This is a genomic window from Chryseobacterium sp. CCNWLW53 (assembly GCF_037083525.1).
Lineage (GTDB): Bacteria > Bacteroidota > Bacteroidia > Flavobacteriales > Weeksellaceae > Chryseobacterium > Chryseobacterium lathyri.
Map to the genome: position 1 here is coordinate 823004 of NZ_JBAOJR010000003.1, position 15237 is coordinate 838240.

16 protein-coding genes are annotated in these 15237 nt (G+C 37.8%); 11 read left to right on the top strand and 5 right to left on the bottom strand.

Annotation, left to right across the window (positions count from 1 at the left end):
- The first annotated feature begins 17 nt into the window (after positions 1-17).
- From V6R96_RS12905 to V6R96_RS12955, 11 genes are all read left to right on the top strand, one after another.
- Positions 18-1313 carry a hypothetical protein gene (locus V6R96_RS12905; RefSeq protein ID WP_336378721.1) on the top strand — a complete coding sequence of 432 codons (1296 nt, stop codon included), beginning with the start codon at positions 18-20 and terminating at the stop codon, positions 1311-1313.
- Between the two features lie 234 nt (positions 1314-1547).
- A complete protein-coding gene (locus tag V6R96_RS12910; protein WP_111960720.1) occupies positions 1548-2552 on the top strand; it encodes a MoxR family ATPase in 1005 nt (334 codons plus the stop codon).
- A complete protein-coding gene (locus tag V6R96_RS12915) occupies positions 2552-3010 on the top strand; it encodes a GNAT family N-acetyltransferase (protein WP_111960722.1) in 459 nt (152 codons plus the stop codon). The genes V6R96_RS12910 and V6R96_RS12915 overlap by 1 nt, the downstream gene beginning before the upstream one ends.
- 83 nt (positions 3011-3093) lie before the next feature.
- Positions 3094-3957 (top strand): DUF58 domain-containing protein, encoded by an 864-nt coding sequence (locus V6R96_RS12920; RefSeq protein ID WP_336378720.1) that lies wholly within the window; start codon positions 3094-3096, stop codon positions 3955-3957.
- A gap of 44 nt (positions 3958-4001) precedes the next feature.
- Positions 4002-4898 (top strand): BatD family protein, encoded by an 897-nt coding sequence (locus V6R96_RS12925; RefSeq protein WP_407934757.1) that lies wholly within the window; start codon positions 4002-4004, stop codon positions 4896-4898.
- Positions 4891-5883, top strand: coding sequence for a VWA domain-containing protein (locus V6R96_RS12930; protein WP_111960728.1), 993 nt, complete (start codon positions 4891-4893; stop codon positions 5881-5883). The genes V6R96_RS12925 and V6R96_RS12930 overlap by 8 nt, the downstream gene beginning before the upstream one ends.
- The gene (locus tag V6R96_RS12935) at positions 5883-6890 is read left to right on the top strand and encodes a VWA domain-containing protein (RefSeq protein ID WP_336378718.1); all 1008 of its coding nucleotides are present in this window, start codon (positions 5883-5885) and stop codon (positions 6888-6890) included. The genes V6R96_RS12930 and V6R96_RS12935 overlap by 1 nt, the downstream gene beginning before the upstream one ends.
- Positions 6891-6991: 101 nt before the next feature.
- Positions 6992-7741: a tetratricopeptide repeat protein gene (locus tag V6R96_RS12940; protein ID WP_111960732.1), complete on the top strand. Its 750-nt coding sequence runs from the start codon at positions 6992-6994 to the stop codon at positions 7739-7741.
- Positions 7741-9480 (top strand): BatD family protein, encoded by a 1740-nt coding sequence (locus V6R96_RS12945; protein WP_336378717.1) that lies wholly within the window; start codon positions 7741-7743, stop codon positions 9478-9480. The genes V6R96_RS12940 and V6R96_RS12945 overlap by 1 nt, the downstream gene beginning before the upstream one ends.
- A 44-nt stretch (positions 9481-9524) precedes the next feature.
- A complete protein-coding gene (locus V6R96_RS12950; protein ID WP_111960736.1) occupies positions 9525-10127 on the top strand; it encodes a MarC family protein in 603 nt (200 codons plus the stop codon).
- A gap of 5 nt (positions 10128-10132) precedes the next feature.
- On the top strand, positions 10133-10327 hold the full coding sequence (locus V6R96_RS12955) for a hypothetical protein (RefSeq protein WP_111960738.1): 195 nt from the start codon (positions 10133-10135) through the stop codon (positions 10325-10327).
- 187 nt (positions 10328-10514) lie between these two features.
- Here the strand turns inward: V6R96_RS12955 and V6R96_RS12960 are convergent, their stop codons facing one another.
- From V6R96_RS12960 to V6R96_RS12980, 5 genes are all read right to left on the bottom strand, one after another.
- Complete coding sequence (locus tag V6R96_RS12960; protein ID WP_336378716.1) at positions 10515-11480, bottom strand: chorismate-binding protein; 966 nt, start codon at positions 11478-11480, stop codon at positions 10515-10517.
- 197 nt (positions 11481-11677) lie between these two features.
- The gene (locus V6R96_RS12965; protein WP_111960742.1) at positions 11678-12109 is read right to left on the bottom strand and encodes a PaaI family thioesterase; all 432 of its coding nucleotides are present in this window, start codon (positions 12107-12109) and stop codon (positions 11678-11680) included.
- Between the two features lie 101 nt (positions 12110-12210).
- Positions 12211-12813, bottom strand: coding sequence for a 1-acyl-sn-glycerol-3-phosphate acyltransferase (locus V6R96_RS12970; RefSeq protein WP_111960744.1), 603 nt, complete (start codon positions 12811-12813; stop codon positions 12211-12213).
- 310 nt (positions 12814-13123) lie between these two features.
- Positions 13124-14842, bottom strand: a complete 1719-nt coding sequence (locus tag V6R96_RS12975; protein ID WP_336378715.1) for a PspC domain-containing protein — start codon at positions 14840-14842, stop codon at positions 13124-13126.
- Positions 14843-14853: 11 nt separating this feature from the next.
- On the bottom strand, positions 14854-15183 hold the full coding sequence (locus V6R96_RS12980; RefSeq protein WP_111960748.1) for a PadR family transcriptional regulator: 330 nt from the start codon (positions 15181-15183) through the stop codon (positions 14854-14856).
- Between the last annotated feature and the right edge of the window lie 54 nt (positions 15184-15237).

Genomic DNA, 15237 nt, shown 5'->3' on the forward strand with positions numbered 1-15237 from the left:
ATATTAATTAATCAATAATGAAAAAAATTTTACTTTTATCTTTGTTATCGATAGCTTTAATGCTTAATGCCCAAATCAATTTAAACATTGGAAGCTCAAATGTCGGAACGGCCCCTATAAGTAGTTTTTTTTCATATTCATATGTTCAGCAGATCTATCCCAAACAGGAATTAAATGCAGCTGCAGCGGGAAATATTACGGGCCTTACCTTTTATGTAGACCCTTTGGCCAGCATTAATGATTCTTCGGATTGGACGGTTTATGTCGGGCATACCACTAAAACATCCTTTATATCCGGAACAGACTGGATTCCAGCTTCACAGCTGACTCAGGTATTTGCAGGTACCGTAACCAAAACTAATAACAAGGTTGAAGTTACTTTTACAACACCATTTGCCTATAATAACAGTGATAATTTAGTGATCGCTGCAAAGGAAAATTCTCAAAGTATTGATATTAATAATTTTGATGAAGCCTTTCGTGTTTATCCGCATATCCAGAATTCAACTCTTTATTATAAAGGAGACCGTATGATCGTTGACCCTGCGACTCCACCCGGAGGAATAAGAGCGGATTATAAAGCTGCAGTGACAATTTCAGGATTAACACCTGGCTCTACACCGGCATGTCCTTTTGTTAATTATCCGATCAATAATGCTCAATTTGTTTCTTTAACTCCAAATTTTAAATGGCTTCCTGTTTCCGGAGCCGATTCTTATAAAATTTCATTAGGAACAAGTGCGGGAGGTACAGATGTTATTAATCAGCAGGTAGTAACTGCTACAGATTTTTCTCCTTCAGTTCCTCTTAATCCGAATACTACTTATTATCTGAAAGTTACTTCCGTTACTGGGAGTCTTACATCTTCCGGCTGTGCGGATGTTATTTTTACTACAGTTCCTCCCGTACCTGTTAATGATGCGTGTTCCGGAGCTTTGGCGGCATCTGCTTTTCCTTACACCTATACTCAGAGTGATGCTGTATCTGCCACTAACAATGGCGGATTTATAACCACGTGTCCTGATGCAATGAACGATGGGACCTGGTTCAGATTTACCGGGGATGGTGGTCAGTTTACTGTTAAAATAACCATGCCTGCAGGCAGTGCTTATGATCCTCAGATGGATATCTACAGCGGTGCATGTGGTAATCTGGCCTGTGTAAATGCAGTGGACAACGGCGGAGGCGGAGCTGCAGAAACCTATACATTTACAACAACCGCAGGAACCGAATATTTTATCAATGTCGGGGCCTATGAAGAAACGGTTGATATGCCGGAAAATGTTTTTACCATTAGCATTACTAAACTTTAGTCTGTAAACACTTATTGCAATGCTTTCAATGATAACCTGAGTTGTCATTGAAAGAAATATGTTTCAGAGAAGCAAACTGTTTTAAAAAGAAACAGCACCACAAATTCCTGTCTGTTATTTGGATACGTTATTAATAAAGGAATATTTAACAAACTTTAACTCTAATATGGCATTCATTATGTTGATTAATGCCAGTATTTATCAGAAATTTACCACCTATTTTTAATTAAAGCTATGTCAGATACATATCAAGCTGAAGATATCCGCCAGTTGACGGAAAAAGTAAAAGAAAAGAATTACTTATTTTCCCTTCTCAGACAGGAAATCAATAAAGTGATTATTGGCCAGGAATATATGATAGACCGCCTTTTGGTAGGTCTTCTAGGTAACGGGCATGTCCTTTTGGAAGGAGTGCCGGGACTGGCAAAAACTTTAGCGATCAAAACCCTGGCAGAAGCTGTTCACGGTGAATTTTCCAGGATACAGTTTACGCCCGATCTGCTTCCGGCAGATGTGGTGGGAACGATGATCTTCAATATCAAAGACAACGATTTTTCAATAAAAAAAGGTCCTGTTTTTGCCAACTTTGTACTGGCAGATGAGATCAACCGTGCGCCGGCAAAAGTACAGTCTGCATTGCTGGAAGTGATGCAGGAAAAACAGGTGACGATTGGTGATGAAACCATGAAACTTCCGAAACCGTTTCTTGTGCTGGCCACCCAAAACCCGATAGATCAGGAAGGAACTTATCTTTTACCTGAAGCACAGAGCGACCGTTTTATGCTGAAGTGTAAAATAGATTACCCGAATTTTGAAGATGAAAGAACAGTTATGAGAATGGTTTCTACCTCTCATCAGCCTGTTATTAAACCTGTAATATCACTGCAGGATATCGTAGATGCCAAAGAACTGATCAACCAGATCTATCTGGATGAAAAGATCGAAAAATATATTCTGGATATGGTTTTTGCAACACGTTATCCGGAAAATTACGGACTTTCTGAGCTTAAAAACTATATCGGGTTCGGAGCTTCTCCGAGAGCATCCATCAACCTTGCCATTGCATCCAGAACCTACGCATTCCTAAAGGGAAGAGCTTTTGTTATTCCTGAAGATGTAAAAGCGTTGGCTCAGGATGTACTAAGACATAGAATTGGTCTTACCTTTGAAGCGGAAGCAGAAGAAATTTCATCAGAAGAGATTGTCAACAGGATTTTGGCAAAAATACAGGCACCATAATGAGTGAAGTGATTATCAGGAAAGCTGTCCGGGAAGATTGCGCTCCCATGCTGGAGCTGATCCAGGAACTTGCAGAATATGAAAAGGCACTTCATGAGGTGACTATAACACTAGATGAATTTACAGAGGACGGCTTCGGAAAATCTCCGGTTTGGGGAGCTTTCGTTGCTGAGCTGAACAATGAAATTGTAGGAATTTCCCTATATTATGACCGGTTTTCAACCTGGAAAGGAAGAAGGCTGTATCTTGAAGATCTGGTAGTGACCGAAAAAATGAGAGGAAAACAGATCGGAAAACTTTTGTTTGATGCCACTTTGGAATATGGAAAAGCAAACCAATACAGCGGAATGGTTTTCCAGGTATTGAACTGGAATGAACCCGCTATTAATTTTTATAAGAAATACAGCCCAAAATTTGATAATGAATGGCTGAATGTTTCGATTGAATTGAAGGATTAAAGTTAGAAAGTAAGGAAGATGGGAGATGGAAGATGGAAGTGTGTCGCACAAGCCCCCTGCAATCCTAAATCAGCAACGAATGTATGGAAATAAAAGATATTGTAAAAAAAGTAAAGCAGATAGAGATCCGTACCCGAAAGAAGACGGAAGCTTCGCTTATGGGACAGTATCACAGTGCTTTTAAAGGACAGGGGATGACTTTCTCGGAAGTCCGTCCGTATCAGTTCGGAGACGAGATCAGAAGAATCGACTGGAATAAAACAGCCCGTTTCCGGGAACCGTTCGTAAAGGTAATGGAAGAGGAAAGAGAGCTGACCATGATGATTTTGGTAGATATTTCCGCCTCTATGGATTACGGAACCAAAAACCAGCTGAAAAGGGAATATGTAGCAGAAATTGCTGCCAGCCTCGGGTTTTCAGCGGCAGGAAATAATGACAAAGTAGGGCTGATCCTGTTTGCAGATAAAGTATATAAAGTAATTCCGCCCCAAAAAGGCAGAAAACATATTCTTTCTATTATCAGCAATATTCTGACAGCAGATTATGTCCCGGCTGTATCAAAGATTGATAAAGCTATGGAATATATGATGGGGATATTCAAAAGAAAGTCTCTGGTTTTTCTGTTTTCAGATTTTGAAGATACTTATGATTCCAAAATGCTTAGAGTGGCTTCAAAAAAACACCAGCTGCTGGGCATGAGGATCTATGACGAAAAAGATAATGAAATTCCTGATGTAGGCTATGCTCTTCTGTATGATGCTGAAACAGGAAAAGAAGTCTGGGCCAATACTTCCAGTGCAAGATGGAGGTATACGTTTGCAGAAGCCCAGAAGCAGAAAGTCCGGGCGCTGGAAGAAGATTTTGCCAACAGCTCAGCCAGTTTTATGAATATGAACACGGGTGCCGATTATTCTAAAATGCTCTATCATTATTTCCAGAAGAAGTAAATATCAATAACAAAGGCTCCGGCCTCAACTATTATTATTTGAAATTGAAAAAAATATTATTCATACTTTCTTTTTTAATCTGTGGAAATGCTTTTTCGCAGATATTATCTTCCAATTTGGAAAAGAAAACCCTTGCCTTAGGTGAGGTTAACCATCTGGTTATTAAAATAGACAATGTTCATGAGCTGCAGGTAATTTCCGCTCCTAAAAATGAACTCTTGCCTTTCCATTTTGAAGAAATTAAAGACAGTATCGGACAAAACCAGAATTCCTACGAAAGAAAAATTGAATTTTCAGTGTATGAAGAAGGAAAATTTACTATTCCTGAGTTGGAATTTAATGTAGGAGGTAAAGTTCTAAAAACCATTCCTTATGAGATTGATGTGGTGAATACAGCCCAAAAGGCAGACCAGATCAATGATATCATGAACAATAAGGAAGTAAAGCTTGAAGCAAAAGATTACTGGGAGCTCTATAAATTTTATATTCTCGCTGCTTTAGCCGGGATTGCTCTGATTATTGCCATTATCATGTTTATTAAATGGGGCAGAAAATCTAAAAGTTCACCGGCTGTTGCCACTAACCAGACTTTAAAGGAACTGGACTCCCTAAAAAAGAAAAAATATATTGAAGGAGGTGATTTCCGTTCATTCTATGTTGAACTGATAGACATATCCAGAAAATTTATTGCCAAACAATATCATCTTCCGGCGGATGTTCTTCTTACAGATGATCTTATTGACGTCATGAAGAAAAACAATACCATTTCACAGGAAAATGAAAGAATAGTGGAAGATGTATTTTTAAGAGGAGATCTGGTGAAATTTGCCAAGACTTTCCCTGATCAGACTACTATGGAAAAAGATTTTGCAGATATCCGCGATTTTGTGAAGAGATCATCGAAAGATTTAGAATTTGAAAACTTAAGAAAGGATGCCTGATTTTGAATTTTACAGTCCGTGGTTCCTGCTGCTTTTTCTGCTGTTTATTCCCCTTTTTATTAAAGATACGGGAGGGAAGAAAAAGAAAGGGATAAAAGTCCCTACTGTCCAAAATATGGAAGGCAGCGGGGGAATCCGTGCTGTGCTTGTTCTGCTTAAGTTTTCGAAATATATTATCCTTTCTGCATTGATTATTGCGATGGCCAGACCGAGAACTTTTACAGTCTCTCAGGACAGAGACGATACCAAAGGTGTAGATATTATGCTTTCCATAGACGTTTCTCTGAGTATGCTAGCCAAAGACCTTACACCGGACCGTATTACTGCATTAAAAGATATTGCCGTAAAATTTGTCCAGAAGCGTCCGAATGACAGGATAGGAGTAGTAGCTTATGCTGCAGAAGCTTTTACCAAAGTACCGGTAACTTCTGATCATCAGGTGGTTATTGATGAAATTAAAAACCTTAATTCTGCAGGTCTTGAACCGGGAACAGCTATCGGAGAAGGACTTTCTGTAGCGGTAAATCATCTTATCAAAAGCAAAGCTAAAAGTAAGGTGGTTATTCTTATGACAGACGGAGTAAGCAATATTCAGAATGCAATTCCTCCACAGCTTGCTGCAGAACTTGCCAAAAATAATAATATAAAAGTATATGCCATTGGGATAGGAACCAACGGTTTTGCGCTGATGCCTACCTCACAGGATATTTTCGGAGACCTGATCTTTACAGAAACAGAAGTTACGATTGATGAAAACACCTTGAGAGAAGTAGCACAGACGACGGGAGGAAGATATTTCAGAGCCACTTCCAACAGCAGCCTGGAAGAAGTATACGATGAGATCAACCAATTGGAGAAGACTGATATCAAGGTTGCCAAGCTGTATAACTATGATGAATATTTTAAAATTTTCCTTTGGATCGCATTGGGAATGCTGTTTTTTGATGCACTGCTGCGATGGGTATTATATAAATTTTTAAGCTGATGAATTGGTCGTTAGGAAATTACTGGTATTTACTTTTGCTGTTGCTGCTGCCGCTGCTGTCTTTCTTTCTGATCCGTTTTTTAAGATGGAAGAAGAAGAAGAGAGAGACCTTTGCAGACAGCCGCTTTCATGACAGCCTGTTCGAAAAAAGATCCGGGTTTACAAAATTCTTTCCGGCTTTATATCTTTTGGGAACGCTTTTTCTAATATTTTCGATCATAGATTTGCTGAACGGTTCCGAAGAAGTAAAAACCAATCAACGGCTTAATAATGTGATATTTATGCTGGATGTCTCCAATTCTATGAATGCGGAAGATATTGATCCCAGCCGTCTTACAGAGGCGAAAAACCTGATGCTGAGTACCATGCAGAAGATGAAGAATGATAAGATAGGTATTGTGATCTTTGCGGGTGAAGCAGTCTCTATTATGCCACTTACCACTGATTATGGAACCGCAGAAACCTACATAAGTGCAGTAGAAACAAATTCTATGAAGATCCAGGGAACTGATTTCCTGAAAGGAATGCAGGCTGCAGCAGAAAAGTTTAAAAATGTAAGCAAAGGTTCAAGAAAAGTCATTCTGTTAAGTGACGGAGAAGATAATGAAGGCAATGATAATGCTGCGATAAGACTGGCCAATAAAGAAGGGATCTCCATAACATCGGTAGGAATAGGGACGGATGAAGGGGCGCCGGTTCCGGAATATGTCTTCGGACAGCTGATGGGCTATAAGACCGATATGGATGGCGGAACAGTGATCTCCAAGAGACAGACACAGGCCCTTAAAAAGATGGCAGAATCTACAGGAGGAGATTATGTGGACGGAAATAACATCAATGAAGCTCCCGATAAGATCATTGATGCCGTGAGTAAAAAATCCTCATCTGCGCAGACTTTGGTAAAGTCCCAGAATGCCAATCACTATTATCAATACTTTTTAATAGTTTCTATTTTCTTTTTCTTTTTAATTTATATCTTGAATCCGAAAAAAGATTTCAATATTTAATTTTTACACTTTGTTTATCAAGATTTTAAATAAGTACTTTAACCGAACTTTAACAAATAGAAGTCTGTTTATTAACATATAAAGGAATAATTTTGCAAGTAATGAATACTAAAATCATTTTTTTATCGTTTCTTATTGCTTTTTCATTCTCAAACATACTGTTTGGGCAGGAAAACTATAGAACTTTAGTTTATGAAGGTAATCAGAAATTCAACGGTAAAGACTATGATGGTGCTTCTTCCAAGTATATGGAGGCTGTAAAAGAAAATGAAAAAGACTTTACAGCTCATTACAATCTGGGCAATGCATTGTATAAAAGCAAAAAGTATGAGGAGGCTAAAGCAGAATTTGACAAAGCACAGAAGCTTTCGCAGACGCTGCCGGATAAAACGGCCGCTCTTCATAATCTGGGCAATACCTACATGCAGATGAACCAACCGGAAAAAGCGGCAGACTATTATAAGCAGGCTCTGAAGCAGAATCCTTATAATGAAGCAACCAGAAAGAATTATGAAATTGCCAAGCTGAAAGAAAAAGAAAAACAGCAGAAGCAGAAAAACGAACAGAACAATTCAGGAAAAGGCGGAGGAGGAAATGATCAGAATAAAAATGATGATCAGAAAGGTGACCAAAAAGATCAAAAGCAGGATCAGGGTAATGGCCAGCAGAACGAAGGGGAAAGCGAGCAGGGAAATACCCCTAAGCAGAACCAGGATAATGAAGGAAAAATGCCTAAGAATCTTGAAAATGCTATATTAGATAAAGTCAACGAAAAAGAAAAAGAAACCGCCAGAAGAATCTTAAACAAGAATTCTTATTCGATGCCTCAGAGCAACGAAAAAGATTGGTGATGCAACAGAAACTGATTTACATATTATTCCTTTTAGCATCCGTAATTTCTTACGGACAGGTGAACCTGTTCATGGAACCTGATAAATTAGAATATAATGGAAAGGATATTGTAAATCTTACGATTGTTCTTGAGCTTAATGGGGTGGATCTTGAGCCTCAAACTCGTTTTCAGCTGCCTGACCTTTCGAAATTCAATATTATAGGGAGCGGATCAATGACCAATACATTAATTGATCCTGCCACCAATACGCTTGTTACTCAAAAAATATCCAGAATTGCTCTTGAACCTAAAAAGAAAGGTAAAATCAAGATTGGTTCCGTACTCGTAACAGTTAATAATAAGATCTATAAAACAGAACCTTTTGATATCAATATAAAAGATATTATTGAAAGAAGGTCTCTTGCCGGTAATATCTCCAGCGAAGTCTATCTGAATATGGAGATCGAAGACCGTGAAGTTTACCAGGACCAGCCCACAGTAGCCGTATTGAAGGTTTACTCTAAAAACGTGGACAATTTGAGAAAGGTGAAAGATGTTCGTCTTCCACGTCAGAATAACCTTAATGTACATCCTATAAGCTTCAGCAAGTCCGAGATAGATCCTTCAGGTACCGGAAATATGGCTTCCCAGGTTGTGGCAGTATTTATGGTTTTTCCTAATGAATCAGGGTATGTAGATGTGCCGGCGGTGTCGGCATCGGTAAGTTCTTATTCGAATAAAAATAAAATTGTTTCCAATAAAGTAAAACTTAATGTAAAAAAGCTTCCGGAGGGATCACCTGAATATTTTAAAAATGCAGTGGGTAACTTCAACGTGAATGTATATAATGTATCAAAGGAAAAAATAGAGGTCGACAAACCAATCAACGTTATTGTTAAGGTTTCAGGAGAAGGAAATCTTCCGGATATGCATCTTCCTAAAATCATATCATCTCCGGATTATGAAGTCTTTACGCCTAAAATCACATCCAAAGTGGCTCCCGGAACTACAGGAATGAAAGGAGAGATCCTGGCTAATTATGTTATTATTCCTAAAAAAGCAGGTGCCATTTCGGTACAGACCGAGCAGTTCGCATTTTTTAATCCGGCCAGTCACGAATATGTGGACCTTGGAAACAAAACGCTTGCCCTGAACGCATTTTCCCATGACCAGATCCTGGAATCACGTACCACAGTTGAAAAGGTAAATGAATATACCAACACGCTTTTGGAAACGGTAGATACTCCTGTTCTGAAGACAACAACATTTAAAGTAAAGGAAAAGACTAAATTCCACTGGAACATCCTTTTAACCAATATTTCTATTCTTATCGGGTTATTTGTTATGTACCTGTTATTTAAGACATGGCAAAAAAAACGAACGTTAGTTAAAGAAACAGCATCTCCGAAACCTCTTGGTTCTGTGGCTGAAACAGAAAAACAGATCAGAGAAACGTTGAAAACGGATATTAACGATTATTTCAGTTATCTTGAGAATCTTAAGGATACCGGAGATTATGAAAAGTTTTTTGACACTATGGAGGAAATGGATATGGAGGTCAGAAAGCAGTATTTTCAGAGTTCTTCACAGGATTTCAGGGTATTCCTGGAAAGGCATAAAGGACTTTCTGTTGCTGAAGAATACAGAAATTTGCTGCAAAGAATTCAAATGGAGAAATACTCCCCTCTGAAATCACCAGAAGGTATGGAAGAGCTTCTAAAAGCAGTTGTTAATTTGTATTCACGAATTAGCAAATAATCAATCTTTTTTCATATTTTTGCGAAATTATTAATTACAAAGAGATGGAAATATTTAATGATTTCTCTATTAAAGAGATCGTTACCTGCTTTATGGTTCTTTTTGCCGTAATCGATATTATTGGCTCTGTTCCTATTGTCGTAAGCCTTCAGCAGAAGTTTGGTCAGATAGAAGCTGGAAAAGCATCCATTACTGCCGGTGCAATTATGATTGTTTTTCTTTTTGTAGGAAACAAAATTCTTAAGCTGATTGGGGTAGATGTGAATTCCTTTGCCATTGCAGGAGCTTTTGTGATTTTTATCATAGCCCTTGAAATGATTTTAGGTATTGAGATCAACAAGACCACCGAAGCAAAGGCTGCATCCATTGTTCCCATTGCGTTTCCGTTGGTTGCAGGAGCAGGAACACTAACAACCACCTTATCTCTCAGAGCTGAATTTCATGATATTAATATTATTTTGGGAATCATTCTCAATACAATTTTCGTATATTTGGTGCTGAAATCAGCGAAATGGCTGGAAAACAAAATGGGGGAAGCTACCCTGTCTATTCTTCAGAAGGTTTTCGGGATCATCCTTTTAGCTATTTCAATAAAATTATTTACCGCAAACTTTGCCCAATTGGTGCTGAACTATATTAATTTTTAAGAATCATGCAGAAGTTTTATAAAGTATTTCTAGTTGTGTTTATCGTTTTTATTGCCATCAATCTTTATGCATTGGACTGGCAGACGGATCTTTTATCGGAAGATAACCTGAAGTTTGTATTTTCAATCGCTTCAGCAGTTCTAGGTCTGATTTTGCTTTTTGTACTGGATACATGGAGTAGGATTGGAGCTAAGAAATAATTCAGAATTACATTATTCTATATAATAAAACCTCTTTCGTTGGAAGGAGGTTTTTTGTTTTGTTTCGAGAGAGGTACTTCGAGGTCTTCAGCTACCTACAATACTCTTCTTTATTTTAAATCCATTATATAAAATTTGGGTCTGTTACTGGTGACTGATGTTCCAGAAGTCCACTATTATCTGTATTTTAAAAAACCACCAGGTTCTTTAAAATGGCCTCCGATTTCAGTTCTGTTTCCCACCATTCTTTTTCCGGACTGCTCTGAGCCGTGATGCCGCCGCCTACAAATACGTGTACAGAATCTTTGTAAAGTCTTGCACATCGCAGGTTGACAAAATACATGATATTCTCCTCTGTTTCCACTTTAATGAAGCCGGAATACAGCTCGCGGGGAAATTTTTCAAGCTCCTGAATACTTTTTTTACAGAAATCCTTTGGAATTCCGCAGACTGCCGGAGTAGGATGGAGCTCATTGATGAGGCTGTCCAGATCTTCAGGCTTAATATGAGCTTTAAAATCTGTCCTTAGGTGTTTTATATTTCCGGAAATATGGTCGTAGGTCTCTGATATCTCAATATTGCCGGAATAGTTTTTAAGGGTATCCTGAATATAGGAAGTTACAGGTTTTTGCTCTTCAATTTCTTTTTCTGTCCATTCTTCGGATACAGGAAGAGTTCCCGCCAGGCTCATGGTTTCAAACTCATGGGTTGTTTTGTTAAATTTCCCCAGAGTCTCTGAAAAAGCCCCCATCCAGGCATGCTGCCCATTATTGAAGATATATCTGAATGCGTTTGGGTAGGATGTGCATAGTTTTTTAAAACTTTCTTTGAAATCTATCCCGTTAAAGTCTTTGAAGATCTTCCTTCTTGAATACACCAGTTTTGGAAGTTGATGATCTTTAATAACGCTAATGACCTGATGAAGTTTGCTAATATACTCCTCCTTGGTTTCTGCATTGAAAAAGCTTTCGTCTTTCAACAGGGTTTCATTGGTGATGTTGGACTGATCAAACTGTTCGGAAGCATGAGTAATATTGCCTTCAAAACTGATCTGCCTCAACAGGTCAAAGGAATGAAAACTCACAGATTCACCGTTTTGTTTCTGATCAGTTGAATATAATGTTTCGTTGAAAGGAAGTTTGAAATAAATCATGGGTTATGAATAGGTTTTGAAAATCACCACCCGGAAATACAGTAGGAAATTCCCAAGTTGATTTTCCTTTCAGCAAAGGTATTATTAGTCTTAAAACTGTCAAAATTAAAAGAGCTGTTTTTATGAAATATTTGTCATAAACGCATTAAAAAAGACCCAAATTTTTTGAGTCTTTTATTTTTTGTTGATGTTTTGAATTATCTCAGAAGAATATTGTTCGTCATCGTAGTATGATTGATCAGTACACCTTTTTCATCTCTGATCTCAATTTCAGAAACATGCATGGTTTTTCCCTTTCTGATGAAACGTGCTGTAGCTGTTACGACTCCATCTTTTTTACTTTTTAGGTGATTGGAATTGATATTGGTTCCCACCCCGTAATATTTGCTGCCGTCGATAAACATATTGGACAGGCTTGAACCTAAGGTTTCAGCAAGTACGCAGCTTGCCCCTCCGTGCAGGATTCCGAAAGGTTGATGTACCTTTGGCTGTACCGGCATTGTGGCAGTTAAAGTTTCATTTTCAACGTCAATATCGATGAACTGTATTTCAAGTGTTTTTGCTAATGTTATATTTTCTCCCCAGTTGTTTAAGAACGTAAGGAGCTCTTCTTTAGTCTGACCTTTCATTGTATAAGTGATGAATGATGATTGATAAATAATAAATAATGATTAAGAGAGTAAAGAGTAATTTCGTTAACTTCTAACTTCTAACTTCTAACTTCTAACTTCTAACTTCTAACTTCTTCTTCGTTGCCAGCTCCCATAATATTCGGGTTCCAGTTCGCAGGGATTTTAGGAACAATATCATATTTTACATAGTAATCCTGAATTTCTTCCATGATCTCGGAAAAAGGAACTGAAGCGATCCTTTCATAAGGTATGGTATAGCCTAAATACACGATATTTCTTTTGAAATCACCCGCCGCCAGAACAATCGGTACTTTTGCGGCCAATGCCATATGATAAAAACCTTTTCTCCACTTCGGAACCCAGCTTCTGGTTCCTTCAGGAGTAATCACAAGGCTGAAATCTTCTTTTTCGAACTGTCTGGCAACAAAATTCACCAGGTCATTTTTCTGGCTTCTGTCGATACCAATACCGCCAAGTCCTTTTACAAGACTTCCGTACCATGCTTTGGTGTGGGCATCTTTGATAATGATTTTTAAAGGTTTTTCTAAAGACCAGTAGGCAAGATTTCCTAACAGATATTCCATGTTGTGGGTATGGGGTGCTACCACAAGGATACATCGGTTCAGACTATTTACATCGCCCTGCAGAACGACTTTCCAGCCCAGCATCTTTAACATCAGTTTACCTATCAGTTTTTTCATATATCTTTAGATTAAAAACAAAAAAGTATAACCAAATTGGTTATACTTTACAAATATATTGAAATATTATCGCTCTTAAAACAAACCGCTGATTAAATCTACGATTTTCATAACAATTTCTAGTGCAACTTGTACCATGGTTAAGGTGTTTTTTAATGATTTGGTTAATTATTTTTAACTATACGAATGTATAACATTTTTTTAACATAGCGAACTAAATAATAATATTTTTTCTGATTTCTGAGAGAAGAAGAGTGTGAATTTCAAACGGTTGCCTTCCATTCACACCTTCTGCACTCTCTGAAGTTAATTATTTAGTTTGTATGGAAATTTCGTCTTTTCCGTCTTTGATTTTGATGTCCACGTTTTTGTTCATCTTTTTGATGCTGGACTTCATAGAATCAATTACCTGGTCTGCCTGGTTATTCGGAACTTTTTTCCCGTTGATGATAATGCTGTCTTTATCATTAGAGTTATATTCTATGGTAGAACCATTTACAGAAATCTTATTCTTTTCAATTCTGATATTACCGTTTTCGTCCTGATCCTGGTCGTCATCATTGAGGCCGTCTCCGTTCAGATCTCCGTCAAAATCCATTTTATCTTTTTTCAATGGAATTACTACTGCATTTTGAGGAACTACCAGCTCATAATCTACTCTGTAATGTCTGAATCTGTGCTCATACGGATATTTGATGTAGTTAGGAAGCATTACCTTGTTACCCACTATTTCTACAGGAACATTAATCTGAACCGGAACATTATAGCCATTTCCTTCTTTTTTGATGATCAGGTAAGGTGTTTTTACCTCAGGCTTTCTTGTTACTTCTACATATACATAATCTTCTTTGTAAACTGTTTTTTTATCAGAATAAATATCATCGTCATAGGCTGTGAAGTTCTGAGGAATATTCACCTGTTTCAAATCTACATAAAGGGTATCCGATGTAGTATTGATGGCAATATTCTCGGTATCTTCCTTACTTCCTTTATAGATCAGGTTTTTCTTAGCCATGCTTACTCCGAAATAAGTTCCAAGACCTATCAGTAAAAGAAACAGTCCTCCGATTACCCATCCGATATTTCTAAGTTTAGTCTTCGGTGAGAATATTTTGATGCTTAACAAACTGAAAAGGATAGTAGGAATTAAACATCCGATGATCATGATAGCGACCAATACTTTATCCAGACCGTTGTCATCCATATAGAATCTCATCTCATTAGCTCCTGGGAAATCTGCATCCATACCAAATAATCCAAAGATCACAAATATACCGATGATGCTTCCAATAGCCATCAATACAAAGATTGCTCCTACAAAGTATTTCAGAATATTCCAGATACCGCTGCCTGCATTGTCAATGTAAGGTTTGGATTCGTTGTACATTTCCCCGACTCTCTGAGTAGATTCATTGGCAAACTGAACCAATTTATTAGACTCATTCTTAAGATTGTCGAAGTTCATAGGCTTTCCCTTCATTTTCAGGAAATCTGCTGCTGTTTCTGCTTTTGGAAGTACGATCCAGAGAATTACATACAGAAGTCCAATCAGCGAAGAGGAGATAGCTGCTGTGAAGATCCCCAGTACAAAAATCCCCAGCCAGATAGCTCTCATTGCTGTAATGTCCATTCCTACATAGTGAGCAAGTCCAGCACATACCCCAGCGATCTTTTGTCTTTCAGGATCACGGAACAGCTGTTTTTTGTCTGTATATTCCGTTCCTGACTGAGTTGTTTTTTTAGTATTTTTCTCAGAAAAATAAGCCTCTTCCTGCTCTTCAATTTTTTCCGGAGTTCCGATCTGAGCAATTACTTTTTCTACATCAGAATCATTTACAACTTCACGTTTTCCTAAAGAATCTCTGAAGATTTCTACCATTCTTATTTCTATATCATGCATTACCTCCTCCTCTTCTGAAGCATCCAGTGAGCTTCTCAGTGCATTCAGGTAATCGCTGAGCTTTATATATGCGTGTTCTTCTATAGTGAAAGAAAAACCTGCGAGTCCTATTGAGAGTGTCTTGTTCATAGCTTTGTTTTTTAAATTTTTTGAGTAATTTGGTTTACTGATGTTGTCAGCTCTGCCCAGGTATTTTGAAGTTCGTCCAAGAAAAGCTTGCCTTTTTCTGTAATCTGGTAGTATTTTCTTGGTGGTCCTCCTGTAGATTCTTCCCATCTGTAGGAAAGGAACTCGCCATTTTTCAGTCTTGTAAGGAGAGGATAGAGGGTTCCTTCCACTACATCCAGTTTTCCTTTTTTAAGTTCATCGATAAGGTCGGAAACATACATTTCACGATGGTTGATGAGACTTAAAATACAGAATTCCAGAATTCCTTTGCGCATTTGCGCTTTGGTATTTTCAGTATTCATCTTTAATAAGTTTTGTTAATTAGTTATAGTTTCAGAATAATGTTCCTAGCTAGA